Below are 19,361 nucleotides of genomic sequence, written 5' to 3' on the forward strand. Positions count from 1 at the left end.
TGGCGCCCTTCGCGTCGGAGGCCGCTCGGATCTCGTCAGATCTCGCCGCGGAGCTTCGCCAGTGCCTCGGCCAGGATCGCCTCGCCGTCGGCGTCGGTGCGCCGCTCACGGACGTAGGCGAGGTGCGTCTTGTACGGCTCGTTGCGCGAGGGCGCCGGCGGGTTGTGCTGGTCCTGCCCGGCCGGGAAGCCGCAGCGCGGGCAGTCCCACGTGTCCGGGATCGCCGCCTCGGCGGCGAAGCTGGGCCGGGTCTCGTGCTTGTTGGCGCACCAGAAGGAGATCCGGTTGCGGGGGGCGGACTCGCCGCGCTCCGCCTCGCCCATCGGGCCGGCCCCAACCCTGCTGCCACGGATGGCATTGCCACTTGCCACGGTCTGACTCCCTGCGTACTGGTGCGCCGACCCGCCGCGGTGCGCGTCGGTGGCGAAGTCGTCCTAGTGTAAGCAGGTGTTAAGCATCCGCCACTATCGCCTCCGCACCCGACCGTCCCAGGATAGGCGCTCGGGCGACGGGGCGTCAGGGTTGCGTCAGCCCTTGTACTTGAGCAGCAGGCTGAGCACGATGATGCTGGCGAACCAGCCCAGGCCGACCACGATGGTGATGCGGTCCAGGTTGCGCTCGGCCACCGCGGAGCCGCCGCCGGTGGACATCGCGCCACCGCCGAACATGTCCGACAGGCCGCCGCCCTTCCCCTTGTGCAGCAGCACCAGCAGGATCATCAGCAGACTGAAGATGATCAGGGCAATCGAGAACCCGAGAACCACGACGGGACCAACTCTCTCGTATCTTCGGCGAAGGGGCCGGGCCGCGTACGGCGGTCCGGCCCCAAAGCCTACGTTGCTGCGGCGGCGTTAGCCTACTGCCTGCTCACGGTAGCGCACGATCTTGACGAACTCGTCGGCGTCCAGCGAGGCACCGCCGATCAGGCCGCCGTCGATGTCGGGCTTGGCCATCAGGCCGGCCGCGCTCGACGACTTGACCGAACCGCCGTACAGCACACGGACCTTGTCGGCCAGCTCGGCGCCGTACAGCTCGGCGATCCGCTTGCGGATGGCGGCGCAGACCTCCTGCGCGTCCTCCGGGGTGGCCACCTCGCCGGTGCCGATCGCCCAGACCGGCTCGTAGGCGACCACGATGGTCTCGGCCTGGTGGGCCGGGACGTCCGCCAGGGCGCCGTCCAGCTGGGCCAGGGTGTACTCGACGTGGGTGCCGGCCTTGCGGATGTCCAGCGGCTCGCCGATGCACAGGATCGGGGTGATCCCGGCCCGGTAGGCGGCCTTCACCTTGGCGTTGACGATCTCCTCGTCCTCGCCGTGGTACTGGCGGCGCTCGGAGTGGCCGATCACCGCGTAGGTGCACTTGAGCTTGGCCAGCATCGGGCCGGAGACCTCGCCGGTGTAGGCACCGGAGTCGTGCTGCGAGATGTCCTGCGAGCCGTACTTGATCTTCAGCTTGTCGCCGTCGACCAGGGTCTGCACCGACCGCAGGTCGGTGAACGGCACCAGGACGGCGACCTCGACGGCCTCGTAGTCCTTGTCGGCCAGCGCGAACGCCAGCTTCTGGGTGTGCTGGATGGCCTCGAGGTGGTTGAGGTTCATCTTCCAGTTGCCCGCCATCAGCGGGAGACGCTCAGTCATGCTTTCAGCCTTCCAGGGCGGCGAGACCGGGAAGGGTCTTGCCCTCCAGGTACTCGAGGCTCGCGCCACCGCCGGTCGAGATGTGTCCGAAGGCGTTCTCGTCGAAGCCCAGGATGCGGACGGCCGCGGCGGAGTCCCCGCCGCCGACCACGGTGAACGCGTCGCTGTCCAGCAGGCCCTGCGCGACGGCCTTGGTGCCGTTCGCGAAGTCCGGGTGCTCGAAGACGCCCATCGGGCCGTTCCAGAACACCGTGCCGGCGTCGGCGACCTTGGCCGCGTACAGCTCGCGGGTCTTCGGGCCGATGTCCAGGCCCTCCTGGTCCGCCGGGATCGCGTCCGCGGCGACGACCTCGTAGGTCGCCGGGGTCTTGCCCTTGAGGTCCGGGAACTCGGCGGAGACCAGGACGTCCGTCGGCAGGACGAACTCGACGCCGCGCCGCTCGGCCTCGGCCAGGTAGTCGAGGACGGTCGGGACCTGGTCCTCCTGCAGCAGCGAGATGCCGACCTCGTGGCCCTTGGCCTTGAGGAAGGTGTACGCCATGCCGCCGCCGATCAGGATCCGGTCGGCCTTCTTCAGCAGGTTGTCGATCACGGCCAGCTTGTCGGACACCTTGGCGCCGCCGAGCACCACCACGTACGGACGCTTGACGTCCTCGGTGAGCTTCTTCAGCACGCCGACCTCGGTGGCGATCAGGTCGCCCGCGGCGTGCGGCAGCAGGCCGGGCAGGTCGTAGACGGAGGCGTGCTTGCGGTGCACGGCGCCGAAGCCGTCGCCGACGTACAGGTCGGCCAGCGCGGCGAGCTGCTCGGCGAACGCCTTGCGCTCGGCGTCGTCCTTGCTGGTCTCGCCGGCGTTGAAGCGCAGGTTCTCCAGCAGCGCGACCTCGCCGTCGCCCAGGGCGCGTACGGTGGCCGCGGCGCTGTCACCGACGGTGTCGGTGGCGAAGGCGACGTCCTTGCCGAGGATCTCCCCGAGCCGCTTGCCCGCCGGGGCGAGCGAGAACTTCGGGTCCGGCTCGCCCTTGGGGCGGCCGAGGTGCGAGGCGACGACGACCTTGGCACCGGCCGCGGCGAGCTTGGCGATGGTCGGGGCGACGGCGCGGATCCGGCCGTCGTCGGTGATCGTCTCGCCGTCCAGCGGCACGTTCAGGTCGGCACGCACGAACACGCGCTTGCCTTCGACACCGGCTTCGATGAGCTCTTCGATGGTCTTCACGGGGATTCGGTTTCTCCTGGGGAGATGGTTGATGCGCAGAGGCGGCACGGCGCAGGGGCCGCCTGAGGAAGTCCTGGAGCGCGGAGCGAGGGCCCGGTCGGCATGGTGCGCCGTCCGGGCCCTCGCCCCTACATCACGTCAGCTCCCACGCGTCAGAGCTGCCCACCGACGAGGGTGACCAGGTCGACGACGCGGTTCGAGTAGCCCCACTCGTTGTCGTACCAGCCGAGCACCTTGACCTGGTTGCCCTGGACCATGGTCAGCTGGCTGTCGAAGATGCAGGACGCCGGGTCGTTGACGATGTCCGAGGAGACGATCGGGTCCTCGGTGTAGGCCAGGATGCCCTTGAGCGGGCCTTCCTGCGCGGCCTTCTGGAAGGCGGCGTTGACCTCGTCCTTGGTGACCTCGCGCTCCAGGGTGACGACCAGGTCCGTGATGGAACCGGTCGGGACCGGGACGCGCAGCGAGGTGCCGTCGAGCTTGCCCTTCAGCTCCGGCAGGACCAGGGCGGTCGCCTTGGCGGCGCCGGTCGACGTCGGGATGATGTTCTGCGACGCGGCGCGGGCGCGGCGCAGGTCCTTGTGCGGGAAGTCCAGGGTCACCTGGTCGTTGGTGAACGCGTGGACGGTCGTCATCAGACCCTTGACGATGCCGAAGCTCTCGTTCAGCACCTTGGCCATCGGCGCCACGCAGTTGGTGGTGCAGGAGGCGTTGGAGATGACGTGGTGGTTGGCGGCGTCGTACTTCTCGTCGTTGACACCCAGGACGATGGTGACGTCCTCGTCGGTGGCGGGCGCCGAGATGATGACCTTCTTCGCGCCGGCGGCGAGGTGCTTCTTCGCAGCCTCGGCCTTGGTGAAGATGCCGGTGGACTCGACGACGATGTCGGCGCCCAGGGCGGCCCACGGCAGGTTGGCCGGGTCACGCTCGGCGGTCACCTTGAAGGTGTGGCCGTCGACGGTGATGCTGTCCTCGGTGTGCGAGACCTCGCCGGGGAAGGTGCCCAGGGTGGTGTCGTACTTGAGCAGGTGAGCCAGGGTCTTCGTGTCGGTGAGGTCGTTGACGCCGACGACCTCGATGTCCGCGCCCTGGGCCTTGACCGCCCGGAAGAAGTTGCGGCCGATGCGGCCGAAGCCGTTGATGCCTACCCGGATCGTCACGAACCGATCTCCTCGTTAGGTACGCCGGGCCGGAGCCCGACGGGGGTGAGATTTGGGAAGTCCCCGACCGCCTATGACCCTACCCCTCCGGGGCCTGGGACGGCACATCGCGCCGCTCTGTGAGACCGCGCGTGGCGTGCCCCAAACCCGATTTCAGGCCGTCCGGCCCTGGTCCGGCACGCGGCCGGCCCCAGGCCATTGGTCTCTACCAATTCGGGAGTGCCGTACCGGCCCGGGAACGCCGACGGCCGGTGCCCGTTATCCGGGCACCGGCCGTGTTGCGGTCACGGACCGTGAGCGTCAGTTCATCGCCATCTCGTCGGTGAGGCTGGCCTCGGTGCTCGGCAGGCCGAGCTCGGAGGCGCGCTTGTCGGCCATCGCCAGCAGCCGGCGGATCCGCCCGGCCACCGCGTCCTTGGTCAGCGGCGGGTCGGCGAGCGCGCCCAGCTCCTCCAGCGAGGCCTGCTTGTGCTGCATCCGCAGCTGGCCGGCCGCGGCCAGGTGCTCGGGCACCTCCTCCCCGAGGATCTCCAGCGCGCGCTGCACCCGGGCGCCGGCCGCCACCGCGGCGCGGGCGGAGCGGCGCAGGTTGGCGTCGTCGAAGTTGGCGAGCCGGTTGGCGGTGGCCCGCACCTCGCGCCGCATCCGGCGCTCCTCCCAGGCGAGCACCGACTCGTGGGCGCCCAGGCGGGTAAGCAGTGCGCCGATCGCGTCGCCGTCGCGGATGACCACCCGGTCCACGCCGCGGACCTCGCGGGCCTTGGCCGGGATGCCCAGCCGGCGGGCCGCGCCGACCAGGGCCAGCGCCGCCTCGGAGCCGGGGCAGGTGATCTCCAGGGAGGAGGAGCGGCCCGGCTCGGTGAGCGAGCCGTGCGCCAGGAAGGCCCCGCGCCAGGCCGCCTCGGCGTCGCAGGTGGCGCCGGAGACGACCGCCGGGGGCAGGCCCCGGATCGGGCGCCCGCGGCCGTCCACCAGGCCGGTCTGGCGCGCGAGCAGTTCGCCGTCCTTGACGACGCGGACCACGAAGCGGCTGCCGCGGCGCAGCCCGCCCGGGGCCATCACCACCAGGTCGGAGGAGTGCCCGAAGATCTCCAGGAGGTCCTTGCGCAGCCGCCGTGCCGCCGCTCCGGTGTCCAGCTCCGCCTCGATCACGATGCGGCCGCTCACGATGTGCAGCCCACCCGCGAACCGCAGGATCGCCGACACCTCCGCCTTGCGACAGCAGGCCCGGGTGACCGGGAGCCGGCTGATCTCGTCCTTCACCGCTGGAGTCATCGCCATGGCCCGATCCTTCCATGTGTCCGGAAAATCCGGTCGTACGCTGCCGCCAACAGCTCGGGGTCGTGTCGCGGCGTGCCGTCGGTGCGGGCCACCGAACCGAGCACCAGGGCGGCGCCCATCCGCTCGGCCGCCTTCTCCAGGCCGGCGAGGTCCGCCTGGCCGAAGGCGCCGCCGGTGACGGCCCGCTCGTCCACCAGGATCGCATCCACCGCGAGCTCCGGAGCGTGGTCGGCGATGACCTCCAGGTGGCGCTGCGGGGTGAAGCCCTCGGTCTCACCGGGCTGGGGGGCCAGGTTCAGGGTGAGCAGGCGGCGGGCGCGGGTCTCGGTGAGCGCCTTGGCCAGCTCGGGCACCAGCAGGTGCGGCAGCACGCTGGTGAACCAGGAGCCCGGGCCGAGCACCACCCAGTCCGCCTCGCGGACGGCGGTGACCGCCTCCGGGACGGCCGGCGGCCCGTCCGGCAGCAGCCGGATCGACTGGACGGTGCCGGGGGTCACCGCGACGTGGGCCTGGCCGCGGACGGCCGACACCTCGCCGGGGCGCCGCGGGTCGTGGCCGCGGACGGTGGCCTCGATGTCCAGCGGCACCGCCGACATCGGCAGCACCCGACCCTGGACGTTGAGCAGCCGGCCGACCCAGTCCAGGGCCGCCACCGGGTCGCCCAGCTTCTCCCAGAGCGCGACGATCAGCAGGTTGCCGACGGCGTGGCCGCCGAGCTCGCCGTTGCCGGTGAAGCGCTGCTGGATCACCTCGGACCACGTGCGGCCCCAGTCGTCGTCCCCGCACAGCGCGGCCAGCGCCTTGCGCAGGTCACCGGGGGGCAGTACGCCGAGCTCGGTGCGCAGCCGTCCGCTGGAGCCGCCGTCGTCGGCGACGGTGACCACCGCGGTGAGGTCACTGGTGAGCCGGCGCAGGGCGGACAGCGAGGCGGACAGGCCCTGGCCGCCGCCGAGCGCGGTGATCCGGGGCGCCGGGTTGGCGCGGGCGGGACCGCTGCGCGGACGGCTCGGCGCCGTGGGCCGGGCCGGGCTGCCCGCCCGGTCACCGGTCCTGCTCTGCGGCTGCCGCCCGGGCACGTATCCCGCCACACTCACCTCGCGTTCCTCCGGCCCGCCGTCCGCTCCACCGGCGGGGCCCGGCAGGGAAGGCGGGGCTACTCCCGTCCCATGTCACGGTGGACGAGCACCGTCTCGACTCCGTCGGCGATGAGACGCTTGGTCAGACGCTCGGACATGGCGACGCTACGGTGCTTGCCACCGGTGCAGCCTACGGCAAGCGTCATGTAGCGCTTCCCCTCGCGCCGGTACCCCTCGGTGACGATGCGCAGCAGCTCCGCGTAACCGTCCAGGAACTCGTTGGCGCCGGGCTGCTGGAACACGTACGCGGCGACGTCCACGTCGGTGCCGGTGCGGGCCCGCAGCTCGGGCACCCAGTGCGGGTTGGGCAGGAAGCGGCAGTCCACCACGAGGTCGGCGTCGACCGGCAGGCCGTACTTGAAGCCGAAGGACATCACGGTGGCGCGCAGCTCGGGCTCGTCGTGGTCGGCGAACTGGGCGTCCAGCTTGGCGCGCAGCTGGTGCACGTTGAGGTTGGAGGTGTCGATCACCAGGTCCGCTTCGCCGCGCAGGTCGCGCAGCAGGTCGCGCTCCTGGGCGATGCCGTCCACGATCCGGCCGTCGGCCTGCAGGGGGTGCGGGCGGCGCACGCTCTCGAAGCGGCGCACCAGCGCCTCGTCGGAGGAGTCGAGGAAGACGACCCGGAGCCGGACGCCGCGCTTCTCCAACTCGTCGAGCGAGGTGAGCAGGTCGTCGAAGAACTGGCGGCCCCGGACGTCCACCACCACGCCGATCCGGGCGACGTTGCCCTGGGAGCGGGCGCCCAGGTCGACCATGGTCGGGATCAGGGCCGGCGGCAGGTTGTCCACCACGAACCAGCCGAGGTCCTCCAGGCACTTGGCGGCGGTGGAGCGGCCGGCTCCGGACATGCCGGAGATGATCACCAGCTCCGGCGCGTTCTCGGCCACGTCTGACACGGTCACTTCGGTTCCCCGCTCTCGGTCTTTCTGCTGGGGAGAACGCGCACGGCTCGGCCGCCCTTCCCCGGCCCGGGCAGGCGGGCGGGGCCGGGGCACACCGGCTGACGGGCGGCGTCGGCCGTCATGGCGTCTCCTGGGATGGTGCGGTCCGGGGTGCTGCTGCCGCCGGCTCGGCGGCGGGGTCGGCCCCGTCCTCGATGATCTCGCCGGTCGCGGTGTTGATTGCGGGTGCGGCGGGTGTACGGGACGACAACGCCGCCGCAACGGTCTCCGCGGTGCGGCGTCCGATGCCGGGTACCGCGCAGAGCTCGTCCACGGTGGCGGCCCTGAGCTTCTTCAGCGAGCCGAAGTGCTTGAGCAGCGCCTGGCGGCGAGTCTCGCCGAGCCCCGGGACGGAGTCCAGTTCCCCGGCGGTGAGTCGCTTGGAACGCTTGTTGCGCTGGTAGCCGATCGCGAAGCGGTGGGCTTCGTCGCGCACCCGCTGGAGCAGGTAGAGGCCCTCGCTGGAGCGGGGCAGCACCACCGGGTCCTCCTCGCCGGGCAGCCAGACCTCCTCCAGGCGCTTGGCCAGGCCGCACAGCGCGACGTCGTCGATGCCGAGTTCGTCCAGGGCGCGCTTGGCGGCGGCGACCTGCGGCCGGCCGCCGTCGACCACGAGCAGTTGGGGCGGGTAGGCGAAGCGCTTGGGGCGGCCGTCCTCCTCCCGGGCTCCGCCGCCGGGCGTCGGCGCCTCGGGTTCGGCCGTGCCGGGCGTCGCCGTGCCGGGCCCGTCGGTGCCGGCCTCGTCGGTGCCGGGCTCGTCGTCCTCGGGGACGGCCCACTCGCCGGTCTGCTCGCGTTCCTGGAGGTAGCGGCGGAAGCGGCGGCTGATCACCTCGTGCATCGAGCGGACGTCGTCCTGGCCCGCGAAGCCCCTGATCTGGAAGCGCCGGTACTCGCTCTTGCGGGCCAGGCCGTCCTCGAACACGACCATGGACGCGACCACGTCCTCGCCCTGCAGGTGGGAGATGTCGTAGCACTCGATCCGCAGCGGGACGGAGTCCAGCTCCAGCGCGTCGGCGATCTCCTGCAGGGCGCGGCTGCGGGTGGTGAGGTCGGAGGCACGCTTGGTCTTGTGCAGCGCGAGCGCCTGCTGGGCGTTGCGCTGCACGGTGGCCATCAGGTCCTTCTTGTCGCCGCGCTGCGGGATGCGCAGGTCGACCTGGCTGCCGCGCAGGCCGCCCAGCCACTCCCGCACCGGCTCGACCGGGTCGGGCAGGGCGGGGACGAGCACCTCGCGCGGGACGGACTCGCCGCCGCCGTAGAGCTGCTGGAGGGCGTGCTCGACCAGGCCGGCGGTGTCCACGTCCTCGACCTTGTCGGTGACCCAGCCGCGCTGGCCGCGCACCCGGCCGCCGCGGACGTGGAAGATCTGCACGGCGGCTTCGAGTTCGTCCTCGGCGACGGCCAGCAGGTCGGCGTCGGTGGCGTCGGCGAGCACGATGGCGTTCTTCTCCATCGCGCGCTTGAGGGCGCCGATGTCGTCCCGCAGCCGGGCCGCCCTCTCGTACTCCAGCTCGGCCGCGGCCTCCTGCATCTGCTCTTCCAGGCGGCGCAGGTAGTTGCCGGTGCGCCCGGCCATGAAGTCGCAGAAGTCCTCGGCCAGCGCCAGGTGTTCGTCCGCCGAGACCTTGCCGACGCAGGGTGCGGCGCACTTGCCGATGTAGCCGAGCAGGCAGGGCCGGCCGACCTGCCGGGCACGCTTGAAGACGCCGTTGGAACAGGTGCGGACGGGGAAGACGCGCAGCAGCAGGTCGACCGTCTCGCGGATCGCCCAGGCGTGCCCGTACGGGCCGAAGTAGCGCACGCCCTTCTTGTGTGCCCCGCGCATCACCTGGACCCGCGGGTACTCCTCGTTGAGGGTGACGGCGAGTTCCGGATAGCTCTTGTCGTCCCGGTACTTGACGTTGAACCGCGGGTCGAACTCCTTGATCCAGGAGTACTCCAGCTGGAGCGCCTCGACCTCGGTGCCGACCACGGTCCACTCCACCGAGGCGGCGGTGGTGACCATGGTCGCGGTGCGCGGGTGCAGGCCGGCCAGGTCCTGGAAGTAGGACGACAGGCGCGGCCGCAGGCTCTTGGCCTTCCCGACGTAGATGACCCGGCCGTGGGCGTCGCGGAACTTGTAGACGCCCGGGGAGACCGGGATCGACCCGGGCGCCGGGCGGTAGGTGCTCGGGTCAGCCATGGGTCCACCGTACCGACAGGGAGCGGGGGTGCGGAGGGGAGATCGACTCGGTGGTGCTCAACTGCTTCAGCTCGGGGTCACCTTGAGGTTCCCGCCCTCGACCGTGACGGTGTAGGCGGGCAGCGGGGAGGGGGCCGGGCCGTCCTGCACGGCGCCGTCGGCGACGCCGAAGCGGCTGCCGTGGCAGGGGCACTGGATCTGCTGGTTCTTCACCTGGTCCACGATGCAGCCGGCGTGGGTGCACTTGGCGCTGAACGCCTTGTACTGCCCGGCGGTCGGCTGGGTGACGACGATCTTCTGCTCGCGGAAGACCTTGCCGCCGCCCTCCGGCACGGCCGAGGCCGGACCGAGGTCCACCGGGCCCTTGGGGGCGCTGCTCGCGCCGGAGGAGGAGGACGACGACGAGCCGCAGCCGGCGACCGCCACGGTGCCGCCGGCCGCCAGCACGGCCGCGGCCCCGCAGAGCAGGGTGCGGCGGGAGGCGGTGGGGCTCGTCTCGGGGGCCTCGGACATCGGTGCGCTCCTACGGTTGCTGCTGCGAGGGACCACGGAATTCTATGCCGCGCGCACCCCGCCGCTCCCGGGGTTCGGCGGGCCCGGGAGCGGCGGGGTGGACGGCACCTACTTCTTGGCCGCGGCGGCGCGCTTGCGCGGCGCCTTCTTGGCCGGGGCGGCGACCGGGGCGTCCGCGAACCCGCCCGGCAGGATGTCCCGGAGGAACTTGCCGGTGTGGCTCTCCGGCACGGCCGCGATCTGCTCCGGGGTGCCCTCGGCGACCACCGTGCCGCCGCCGGAGCCGCCCTCGGGGCCCATGTCGACAACCCAGTCGGCGGTCTTGATCACGTCGAGGTTGTGCTCGATGACGATCACCGTGTTGCCCTTCTCGACCAGCCCGCTGAGCACCTTGATCAGCTTGCTGATGTCTTCGAAGTGGAGACCGGTGGTGGGCTCGTCCAGCACGTAGACCGTCCGCCCGGTGGAGCGCTTCTGCAGCTCCGAGGCGAGCTTGACGCGCTGCGCCTCGCCGCCGGAGAGCGTCGGCGCGGACTGGCCGAGCCGGACGTAGCCGAGGCCGACGTCGTTGAGCGTCCTGAGGTGCCGGGCGATCGCCGGGACGGCCTCGAAGAACGCCAGGGCCTCCTCGATCGGCATGTCCAGCACCTCGGCGATGGACTTGCCCTTGTAGTGCACCTCCAGCGTCTCCCGGTTGTACCGGGCGCCGTGGCACACCTCGCACGGCACGTAGACGTCCGGCAGGAAGTTCATCTCGATCTTGATGGTGCCGTCGCCCGAGCAGTTCTCGCAGCGGCCGCCCTTGACGTTGAAGGAGAACCGGCCGGGCAGGTAGCCGCGGACCTTGGCCTCCTGCGTCTCCGCGAAGAGCCGGCGGACGTGGTCGAACACCCCGGTGTAGGTGGCCGGGTTGGAGCGCGGGGTGCGCCCGATCGGCGACTGGTCGACGTGCACCACCTTGTCCACCAGGTCCGTGCCGGTGATCCGGGTGTGCCGGCCGGGCACGCTGCGGGCGCCGTTCAGCTCCCGGGCGAGGTGGGTGTAGAGGATGTCGTTGACCAGCGTCGACTTGCCGGAGCCGGACACGCCGGTGATCGCCGTGAAGGTGCCGAGCGGGAAGCCGACCGTGACGTCCTTGAGGTTGTGCTCGCGGGCGCCGTGGACCGTCAGCTGGCGCTTCTTGTCCCGCTCGCGGCGGCCAGCCGGGATCGGGATGGACCGCTTGCCGGAGAGGTACTGGCCGGTCAGCGACTCCTTGTTGGTCAACAGCTGCTTCAGCGAACCGGAGTGCACCACCTTGCCGCCGTGCTCGCCGGCGCCCGGGCCGATGTCCACCACCCAGTCCGCCGTCTTGATGGTGTCCTCGTCGTGCTCGACCACGATCAGCGTGTTGCCGATGTCGCGCAGCCGCACCAGCGTCTCGATCAGCCGGTGGTTGTCCCGCTGGTGCAGGCCGATGGACGGCTCGTCCAGCACGTACAGCACGCCGACCAGGCCGGAGCCGATCTGGGTGGCCAGCCGGATGCGCTGGGCCTCGCCGCCGGACAGGGTGCCGGCCGCGCGGTCGAGCGAGAGGTAGTCCAGGCCGACGTCGACCAGGAAGCGCAGCCGCTCGTTGACCTCCTTGAGGACGCGCTCGGCGATCTGCTTGTCCCGGGCGTTGAGCTTCATCGCACCGAGGAACTCGGCGCAGTCGCTGATCGACATCGAGGAGACGTCGGCGATCGACCTGTCCTCGACGGTGACCGCGAGCACCACCGGCTTGAGCCGGGTGCCCTGACACGTCGGGCAGGGCACCTCGCGCATGTAGCCCTCGAAGCGCTCGCGGCTGCTGTCGCTCTCCGCCTCGGTGTGCCGGCGCTGGATGAACGGGACGGCGCCCTCGAAGCCGGTGCTGTACGAGCGCTCGCGGCCGAAGCGGTTGCGGTAGCGGACCTGCACCTGGTGCTTGTGCCCGTACAGCAGCGCCTTCTTGGCCCGGGCGGGCAGCCCGGCCCAGGGGATGTCGGTGCGGAAGCCGAGCTCCTCGGCGAGCGCGTCGATCAGGCGCTGGAAGTACTCCTTGGCGTGCCCGGCCGACCACGGGTGGATCGCGCCCTCGTCCAGCGAGCGCTCCGGGTCCGGTACGACCAGCTCCGGGTCGACCTCCATCCGGTTGCCCAGGCCCGAGCAGTCCGGGCAGGCGCCGAACGGCGAGTTGAAGGAGAACGAGCGCGGCTCCAGCTCCTCGAACGACACGTCGTCGTACGGGCAGTAGAGGTGCTCGGAGTACATCCGCTCGCGCTCCGGGTCGTCCTCGGGGAGGTCGACGAAGTCGAGCACGACCATGCCGCCGGACAGCCTCAGGGCCGTCTCCACCGAATCGGTGAGCCGCCGCTTGGCGCTCTCCTTGACGGTCAGGCGGTCGACGACCACCTCGACGGTGTGCTTCTCCTGCTTCTTGAGCTTCGGCGGCTCGGCGAGCTGGACCGTCTCGCCGTCCACCCGGGCGCGGGAGTAGCCCTTGGACTGGAGGTCGGCGAAGAGGTCGACGAACTCGCCCTTGCGCTCGCGCACCACCGGGCTGAGCACCTGGAAACGGGTGCCCTCGGCGAGCTCCAGCACCTTGTCCACGATCGCCTGCGGCGACTGCTTGGCGATCGGGCGGCCGCAGTGCGGACAGTGGGGCTTGCCGATCCGGGCGAACAGCAGGCGCAGGTAGTCGTAGACCTCGGTGATGGTGCCGACGGTCGAACGAGGGTTGCGGTTGGTGGACTTCTGGTCGATCGAGACGGCCGGGGAGAGGCCTTCGATGAAGTCCACGTCGGGCTTGTCCATCTGCCCGAGGAACTGCCGGGCGTAGGACGACAGCGACTCGACGTAGCGGCGCTGGCCCTCGGCGAAGATCGTGTCGAAGGCGAGCGAGGACTTGCCGGAGCCGGAGAGGCCCGTGAAGACGATGAGGGAGTCGCGGGGCAGGTCGAGCGAGACGTTCTTGAGGTTGTGCTCGCGAGCACCGCGGACGATGAGGCGGTCGGCCACTGCTTCTGGCGCCTTTCTCCGGGGCGAGAGGGCTTGCGGTGAGATTCGGTACTTCTTCCAGGATGCGGCAGCCAGCCTATAGCTCAGACGTTCGAATCTCGACTCTGTCCAGCCGGGACCACCCGAACGAGTGATGTCGAAGCCCGGACCGTCCGCACCCGCACCGTCCGCTTATCCCGAAAACCCCTGCTCAGCGCCCGAAGTCGGCGATAGCGTCGACTGGTCAACGAGCGAAGCCCCCCGCGGGCAACGCGTCGTCTCACAGAAGGCAGATTCGATGACCGACCCGCAGTCCGCCGCCGCCTCCGCCGCCTCCTGGCTCGACCAGGTCGAGGAGAGCACCCAGCGACTGTTGCAGACCGCCTCCGAGCTGAAGCCCGAGGCCGTCACCGAACCCTCCGCCCTCCCCGGCTGGACCCGCGGCCACGTGCTGGCCCACCTCGCCCGCAACGCCGACTCCCTGGTCAACCTCCTCGACGGCGCCCGCACCGGCACCGACATCCCGCAGTACGCGAGCGGCGAGGCCCGCGACCGGGACATCGAGCGCGACGCGCCCCGCCCGCTCGACGTCCACCTCGCCGACCTGCGCGCCTCGCACGCCCGCTTCGCCGAAGCCGCCGCCCTGATGACCCCCGAGGCCTGGGCCGCGACCGTCAAGCACCGTTTTGGCTACCTCTTCCCCGCCTCCGACATCCCGCACAAGCGCCTGCTCGAGCTGGAGTACCACCACGTCGACCTGGACGCCGGCCACACCCCGGCCCAGTGGCCGGAGTCCTTCGCGGTGGCCCAGTTCCACAAGCTCGCCGACGGGCTGTCCGACGCCGGCCTCTCCGCCGTCGAGCTGATCGCGGACGACACCGAGGACCGCGCCGTGATCGGCACCGGCGAGGCCGCGCTGACCGTCCGGGGCCCGGTCCGGGCGCTCACCGCCTGGCTGTCGGGCCGCTCCGACGGCGCGAACCTGCGCCGCACCCCCGACACCGCGCTCCCCCCGCTTCCCCCGATGGGCTGACGGCGCAAGGATGACCCCAGGAGCAACACGACGAGGAGCGGACGAATGACGTACCACGGAGCGGTCAAGGTCGGCGGGCCGCCGGACATGCGGGAACTGGCCCACCTGATGATCACCAAGGTGGCCGTCGGCCCGTACAACAACAACGCGTACCTGCTGCGCTGCCGGGCCACCGACGAGCAGCTGCTGATCGACGCGGCCGCCGACGCACCGGTCCTGCTGGAGACCGTCGGAGACGAACTCGCCACCGTGGTCACCACCCACCGGCACCCCGACCACTGGGGCGCACTGGCCGAGGTGGTCGCCACCACCGGCGCCCGCACCGCCGCGGGCGAACACGACGCCGAAGGCATCGAGGTGCCCACCGAGCTGCTGCTCGCCGACGGCGACAAGCTGCGGGTGGGCGAGGTCGAACTCACCGCCCGCCACCTCGTCGGCCACACGCCCGGCGCCATCGTGCTCATCTACGACGACCCGCAGGGCCACCCGCACGTCTTCACCGGCGACTGCCTCTTCCCGGGCGGCGTCGGCAACACCTGGGGAGACCCGGAGGCCTTCAAGACGCTCTTCCGGGACGTCAACGAGAAGATCTTCGACGTTCTCCCCGACGAGGCCTGGGTCTACCCCGGCCACGGCAACGACACCACCCTCGGCGCCGAGCGCCCCCACCTGGAGGAGTGGCGCGAGCGCGGCTGGTGACCTGGCCTCCCGCCCGCGAACGGCCGAGGCCCCCACGACCGGATGCGGTCGTGGGGGCCTCGGGCTTCTCCCGGGGCGCCTCAGGCTCCTCAGGCGTCGAGCTTCTCGGGCTGCTCCACCGCCCGCTCGGCCCTCTCCGCCTTCTTGGAGGCCATCAGGCTGGTCACCGTCGTCACGGCGAGGACGGCCACGATGACGCCGAGGGAGACCGGGATGCCGATCTCCGGGACGTGCGCACCGGCCTCGTGGGCGGCGTGCAGGACCAGCTTCACGCCGATGAAGCCGAGGATCACCGACAGGCCGTAGCTCAGGTGGACCAGCTTCTTCAGCAGGCCGCCGATCAGGAAGTACAGCTGGCGCAAGCCCATCAGCGCGAAGGCGTTGGCGGTGAAGACGACGTACGGGTCCTGGGTGAGGCCGAAGATGGCCGGGATCGAGTCCAGGGCGAACAGCACGTCCGTGGTGCCGATCGCCAGCATGACGATCAGCATCGGGGTCATCAGCCGGCGGCCGTTCTCCCGGACGAAGAGCTTCGTGCCGTGGTACTTGTCGGTCGACGGGAAGCGCTGCTCGATGGACTTGAGCAGGCGGTTCTCCTCGAACTCGTCCTCCTCCTCGCCGGCCCGGGCCTCCTTGACCAGCTTCCAGGCCGTCCAGATCAGGAAGGCACCGAAGATGAAGAACACCCAGGAGAACTGGGCGACCAGTGCCGCGCCGCCGGCGATGAACACCGCCCGGAGCACCAGCGCGATGACCACCCCGAACATCAGCACGCGCTGCTGGTAGATCCTGGGCACCGCGAACTTGCCCATGATCAGGATGAACACGAAGAGGTTGTCGACGCTGAGCGACTTCTCGGTGATGTAGCCGGCGAAGAACTCGCCAGCCGGCCGCCCGCCGGAGTGCCACCAGAGGAACCCGCCGAAGAGCACCGCCAGCGCGACCCAGACGGCCGTCCAGATCCCGGCCTCCTTGATCGAGACCTCGTGCGGCTTGCGGCCCCCGATGAAGAAGTCGGCCACGACGAGTGCGATCAGCACACCGATCGTGGTGACCCACATGGTTACGGAAACGTCCACTACTGCTCCTCCGGCAGGTAGGCGAGACAGTCATCGTCACTGCCGGAGGTCTCTTCCGCCCGTCGGGCCAGCGCCCCGGGGTGCCATGACGGGCACCCGTGATGACGGGGTCGGCTGTCGAGGAATACTCCCCTCCACTGCCATCCAGAGTAACAGGGAAGGCAAGGAAAGGTAAAGAAGGTAAAGAACGTCAAGGGTTGGGGGCCCACCGGCCCCGCAGGCCCCGCAGGCCCAGGAGGTCAGGAGGTCAGGAGGTCAGGAGGTCAGGAGGTCAGGGAGTCTGGAGTTCGCGGACCCCGGGGCGGGGGTCAGAGGTACGGATCGATCGCGGGGAGCATGTCCTGGAAGGTCCGCCCCTTCGCGGGGGCGCCGATCGCCTGCATCTCCCAGCCGCCGTCGCCGTCCCGGACCACCTTGGCCATGATCTGCCCGGTGTGCGGCCCGCCGCCCGCCAGCTCGTAGCGGGCCAGCTCCTGCCCGGTGGTCTCGTCCACCAGCCGGCAGTGCGCCCGCTGCACCTCGGCGAAGGTCTGCCCGGTGTACGAGCTCACCGTGAAGACCACCTGGGTGATGTGCGCCGGCACGTGCATCAGGTCGACCAGGATCGCCTCGTCGTCGTCGGCCCCCGAGCCGCCCTCCAGGTTGTCCCCGGTGTGTCGGACGGAGCCGTCGTCGCTCTCCAGGTGCTGGAAGAACACCACGTCCGACGGGGTCCTCTCGGCGTACAGCAGTGCCGAGGCGTCCAGGTCGATCGTCCTGGTGCGGCTGCCGAACAGGCCCCGCTTGGGAGCGGCCTGCCAGCCGAGGCCCATCCGGACCACGGTCAGGCTGCCGCCCGGCCCCTTCTGGAGGCTGACCCGCTGCCCCTTGGCAAGGTTCACCGACACGACGTTGTCCTCTCTGCCGGCCACACGGTCGCTGCCGCCCGGCCCCCGGTGGAACACCCCGTCGCCGTCCCCCGGCTGAGGCCCCCTCTGCTACGGCCCGCGCCCGTCCCGCGAACACGATGCCGCAGGCCAGCCTAGGCCCTGCGGCACCCCCGTCTCCCCAGGGTTTCCCCGTTTGTGGCAAGGATGAGACACCGCCGGGCTTGACCGGTGCCATTCCGGCCAAGCCCGGCGGCGCCCCGGCGCCGCGATCACGCCGGGGATCAGGCCACACCCGCCTCGCGCATCTGCCGCAGCTCCTTCTTCAGCTCCTTGACCTCGTCGCGCAGCCGGGCCGCGACCTCGAACTGGAGGTCGGCCGCGGCCGTGTGCATCCGGTCGGTCATCTCCTGGATGAGGTCCGCCAGCTCGGCGGCCGGCAGCGACTTGGCGGGCTTGCGGTCCGCCCCCAGCGCGGGCACCGGGGCCTTGCCCTTGCCCGAGCCCCGGTAGCCGGTGGAGAGCAGCTCGTCGGTGTCCACGTCCTCGCGGGCGAGGGTGTCCAGGATGTCGCCGATCTTCTTCCGCAGCGGCTGCGGGTCGATCCCGTGCTTCTTGTTGTAGGCCTGCTGCACGGCCCGGCGGCGGTTGGTCTCGTCGATGGCCTTCTCCATCGAGGGCGTGATCCGGTCCGCGTACATGTGGACCTGGCCGGAGACATTGCGGGCCGCACGGCCGATCGTCTGGATCAGCGAGGTGCCGGAGCGCAGGAAGCCCTCCTTGTCCGCGTCCAGGATCGCCACCAGCGACACCTCGGGCAGGTCCAGGCCCTCGCGCAGCAGGTTGATGCCGACCAGCACGTCGTACCGGCCGGCCCGCAGCTCGCGCAGCAGCTCCACCCGGCGCAGGGTGTCCACGTCGCTGTGCAGGTACCGGACCCGGATGTCCAGCCCGAGCATGTAGTCGGTGAGGTCTTCGGCCATCTTCTTGGTCAGCGTGGTGACCAGGACCCGCTCGTCCCGCTCCACCCGCTGGCGGACCTCGTGCACCAGGTCGTCGATCTGGCCCTCGGTCGGCTTGACGATCACCTCGGGGTCGATCAGGCCGGTCGGGCGGATAATCTGCTCGACCTGGCCGTCGCCGCGCGACAGCTCGTACGGGCCGGGCGTCGCCGACAGGTACACCGTCTGACCGATCCGCTCCAGGAACTCCTCCCACTTCAGCGGGCGGTTGTCCATCGCCGACGGCAGCCGGAAGCCGTGCTCGACCAGCGTGCGCTTGCGCGAGGCGTCGCCCTCGTACATCGCGCCGATCTGCGGGACGGTGACGTGCGACTCGTCGATGACCAGGAGGAAGTCCTCCGGGAAGTAGTCGAGCAGGGTGTTCGGCGGGGAGCCGGGCTCGCGGCCGTCGAAGTGCATCGAGTAGTTCTCGACGCCCGAGCAGGTGCCGATCTGGCGCAGCATCTCGATGTCGTAGGTGGTGCGCATCCGCAGCCGCTGGGCCTCCAGCAGCTTGCCCTGCTTCTCCAGCCGCGCGAGCGTCCCCTCCAGCTCCTTCTCGATGCCGGTGACCGCCCGCTCCATGCGCTCCGGGCCGGCCACGTAGTGCGAGGCGGGGAAGACGTAGACCGAGTCGTCCCGGCTGATGATCTCGCCGGTGAGCGGGTGCAGGGTGTACAGCGCCTCGATCTCGTCGCCGAACATCTCGATCCGGACGGCGAGTTCCTCGTAGACCGGGAAGATCTCGATGGTGTCGCCGCGCACCCGGAAGGTGCCGCGGGTGAAGGCGACGTCGTTGCGGGCGTACTGGATGTCCACGAAGCGGCGCAGCAGCTCGTCCCGGTCGACCTCCTGGCCGATCCTGAGCTGCACCATCCGGTCCACGTACTCCTGCGGGGTGCCGAGGCCGTAGATGCAGGAGACGGACGCGACCACGATCACGTCCCGGCGGGTGAGCAGCGAGTTGGTGGCCGAGTGCCGCAACCGCTCGACCTCCTCGTTGATCGAGGAGTCCTTCTCGATGTAGGTGTCCGTCTGCGGGACGTACGCCTCCGGCTGGTAGTAGTCGTAGTACGAGACGAAGTACTCGACCGCGTTGTTGGGCAACAGCTCGCGGAACTCGTTCGCCAGCTGCGCGGCCAGCGTCTTGTTCGGCGCCATCACCAGGGTGGGCCGCTGCAGCTTCTCGATCATCCAGGCCGTGGTGGCCGACTTGCCGGTGCCGGTGGCACCGAGCAGCACGACGTCCTTCTCCCCTCCCCTGATCCGCCGTTCGAGCTCGGCGATCGCCGCCGGCTGGTCACCGTTGGGCTGGAAGGGACTGACGACCTCGAAGGGCGCCACGGACCGCTCAATACTCGTGATGGGACGCACGCCTCCACCGTACGACCCGCCAGTGACAATGTGCGGCCGGTTTCTCAGGCCGCGTGCGCCTCGAACCGCATGGCGGGCTCGTGGGTGGGGTCGATCCGGACGGTGGAGTCGAAGGCGGCCGCGAGCATCTCGATCAGCGGCCGTGTCGGATCCACGCCGCTCTCCTCGATCCGCTCGACGGTCTCCTCGGTGTTCGGCGAGCCGGCAGTGCCGCAGCCGACTGCAGCCACTCGCCACCTC

General features: G+C 70.8%; 17 protein-coding genes. 2 read left to right on the forward strand and 15 right to left on the reverse strand.

Annotation, left to right across the window (positions count from 1 at the left end; genetic code table 11):
• Positions 1-35: 35 nt before the first annotated feature.
• From IF30_RS0116745 to uvrA, 11 genes are all read right to left on the reverse strand, one after another.
• On the reverse strand, positions 36-323 hold the full coding sequence (locus tag IF30_RS0116745; protein WP_030238413.1) for an RNA polymerase-binding protein RbpA: 288 nt from the start codon (positions 321-323) through the stop codon (positions 36-38).
• Between the two features lie 204 nt (positions 324-527).
• Positions 528-764 carry a preprotein translocase subunit SecG gene (gene secG / locus IF30_RS0116750; protein WP_030238415.1) on the reverse strand — a complete coding sequence of 79 codons (237 nt, stop codon included), beginning with the start codon at positions 762-764 and terminating at the stop codon, positions 528-530.
• Between the two features lie 87 nt (positions 765-851).
• Positions 852-1,637 (reverse strand): triose-phosphate isomerase, encoded by a 786-nt coding sequence (tpiA, locus tag IF30_RS0116755; protein ID WP_030238417.1) that lies wholly within the window; start codon positions 1,635-1,637, stop codon positions 852-854.
• A 4-nt stretch (positions 1,638-1,641) separates the two neighbouring features.
• Positions 1,642-2,853 carry a phosphoglycerate kinase gene (locus IF30_RS0116760; protein WP_030238420.1) on the reverse strand — a complete coding sequence of 404 codons (1,212 nt, stop codon included), beginning with the start codon at positions 2,851-2,853 and terminating at the stop codon, positions 1,642-1,644.
• Between the two features lie 152 nt (positions 2,854-3,005).
• Complete coding sequence (gene gap, locus IF30_RS0116765) at positions 3,006-4,013, reverse strand: type I glyceraldehyde-3-phosphate dehydrogenase (protein WP_030238422.1); 1,008 nt, start codon at positions 4,011-4,013, stop codon at positions 3,006-3,008.
• Between the two features lie 300 nt (positions 4,014-4,313).
• On the reverse strand, positions 4,314-5,294 hold the full coding sequence (whiA, locus tag IF30_RS0116770; RefSeq protein ID WP_030238424.1) for a DNA-binding protein WhiA: 981 nt from the start codon (positions 5,292-5,294) through the stop codon (positions 4,314-4,316).
• Entirely contained in the window at positions 5,285-6,382 is a 1,098-nt protein-coding gene (locus tag IF30_RS0116775) for a gluconeogenesis factor YvcK family protein (RefSeq protein ID WP_030238426.1), read from the reverse strand. The genes whiA and IF30_RS0116775 overlap by 10 nt, the downstream gene beginning before the upstream one ends.
• A gap of 65 nt (positions 6,383-6,447) precedes the next feature.
• Positions 6,448-7,332 (reverse strand): RNase adapter RapZ, encoded by an 885-nt coding sequence (gene rapZ / locus IF30_RS0116780; protein ID WP_234322721.1) that lies wholly within the window; start codon positions 7,330-7,332, stop codon positions 6,448-6,450.
• 118 nt (positions 7,333-7,450) lie between these two features.
• Positions 7,451-9,556 carry an excinuclease ABC subunit UvrC gene (uvrC, locus tag IF30_RS0116785; protein ID WP_030238430.1) on the reverse strand — a complete coding sequence of 702 codons (2,106 nt, stop codon included), beginning with the start codon at positions 9,554-9,556 and terminating at the stop codon, positions 7,451-7,453.
• Positions 9,557-9,622: 66 nt separating this feature from the next.
• Positions 9,623-10,069 (reverse strand): Rieske (2Fe-2S) protein, encoded by a 447-nt coding sequence (locus tag IF30_RS0116790; RefSeq protein ID WP_030238432.1) that lies wholly within the window; start codon positions 10,067-10,069, stop codon positions 9,623-9,625.
• A 108-nt stretch (positions 10,070-10,177) separates the two neighbouring features.
• Positions 10,178-13,090, reverse strand: coding sequence for an excinuclease ABC subunit UvrA (uvrA, locus tag IF30_RS0116795; RefSeq protein WP_030238434.1), 2,913 nt, complete (start codon positions 13,088-13,090; stop codon positions 10,178-10,180).
• A 277-nt stretch (positions 13,091-13,367) separates the two neighbouring features.
• Between uvrA and IF30_RS0116800 the strand changes: the two genes are divergently transcribed.
• A complete protein-coding gene (locus IF30_RS0116800) occupies positions 13,368-14,102 on the forward strand; it encodes a maleylpyruvate isomerase family mycothiol-dependent enzyme (protein ID WP_030238436.1) in 735 nt (244 codons plus the stop codon).
• 45 nt (positions 14,103-14,147) lie between these two features.
• The gene (locus IF30_RS0116805; protein WP_030238438.1) at positions 14,148-14,801 is read left to right on the forward strand and encodes an MBL fold metallo-hydrolase; all 654 of its coding nucleotides are present in this window, start codon (positions 14,148-14,150) and stop codon (positions 14,799-14,801) included.
• An 89-nt stretch (positions 14,802-14,890) separates the two neighbouring features.
• On the opposite strand, the gene IF30_RS0116810 is transcribed toward IF30_RS0116805, so the two are convergent.
• The 4 genes from IF30_RS0116810 to IF30_RS0116825 all read right to left on the reverse strand — a co-directional run bounded on the left by IF30_RS0116810 (position 14,891) and on the right by IF30_RS0116825 (position 19,351).
• On the reverse strand, positions 14,891-15,880 hold the full coding sequence (locus IF30_RS0116810) for a TerC family protein (protein ID WP_030238440.1): 990 nt from the start codon (positions 15,878-15,880) through the stop codon (positions 14,891-14,893).
• Between the two features lie 308 nt (positions 15,881-16,188).
• Positions 16,189-16,767, reverse strand: coding sequence for a TerD family protein (locus IF30_RS0116815; protein WP_030238443.1), 579 nt, complete (start codon positions 16,765-16,767; stop codon positions 16,189-16,191).
• A gap of 263 nt (positions 16,768-17,030) precedes the next feature.
• On the reverse strand, positions 17,031-19,121 hold the full coding sequence (gene uvrB / locus IF30_RS0116820; RefSeq protein ID WP_030238446.1) for an excinuclease ABC subunit UvrB: 2,091 nt from the start codon (positions 19,119-19,121) through the stop codon (positions 17,031-17,033).
• Positions 19,122-19,165: 44 nt separating this feature from the next.
• Entirely contained in the window at positions 19,166-19,351 is a 186-nt protein-coding gene (locus IF30_RS0116825) for a hypothetical protein (protein WP_030238449.1), read from the reverse strand.
• Positions 19,352-19,361: the final 10 nt, after the last annotated feature.

Source organism: Streptomyces sp. NRRL S-350 (assembly GCF_000719705.1).
GTDB lineage: Bacteria > Actinomycetota > Actinomycetes > Streptomycetales > Streptomycetaceae > Kitasatospora.

Bases quoted from the DNA above. Each gene is read 5' to 3' on its own strand.
- IF30_RS0116745 (WP_030238413.1), bottom strand. From the start codon at position 323: ATGGGCGAGGCGGAGCGCGGCGAGTCCGCCCCCCGCAACCGGATCTCC.
- tpiA (WP_030238417.1), bottom strand. From the start codon at position 1,637: ATGACTGAGCGTCTCCCGCTGATGGCGGGCAACTGGAAGATGAACCTC.
- whiA (WP_030238424.1), bottom strand. From the start codon at position 5,294: ATGGCGATGACTCCAGCGGTGAAGGACGAGATCAGCCGGCTCCCGGTC.
- uvrC (WP_030238430.1), bottom strand. From the start codon at position 9,556: ATGGCTGACCCGAGCACCTACCGCCCGGCGCCCGGGTCGATCCCGGTC.
- IF30_RS0116790 (WP_030238432.1), bottom strand. From the start codon at position 10,069: ATGTCCGAGGCCCCCGAGACGAGCCCCACCGCCTCCCGCCGCACCCTG.
- IF30_RS0116800 (WP_030238436.1), top strand. From the start codon at position 13,368: ATGACCGACCCGCAGTCCGCCGCCGCCTCCGCCGCCTCCTGGCTCGAC.
- IF30_RS0116805 (WP_030238438.1), top strand. From the start codon at position 14,148: ATGACGTACCACGGAGCGGTCAAGGTCGGCGGGCCGCCGGACATGCGG.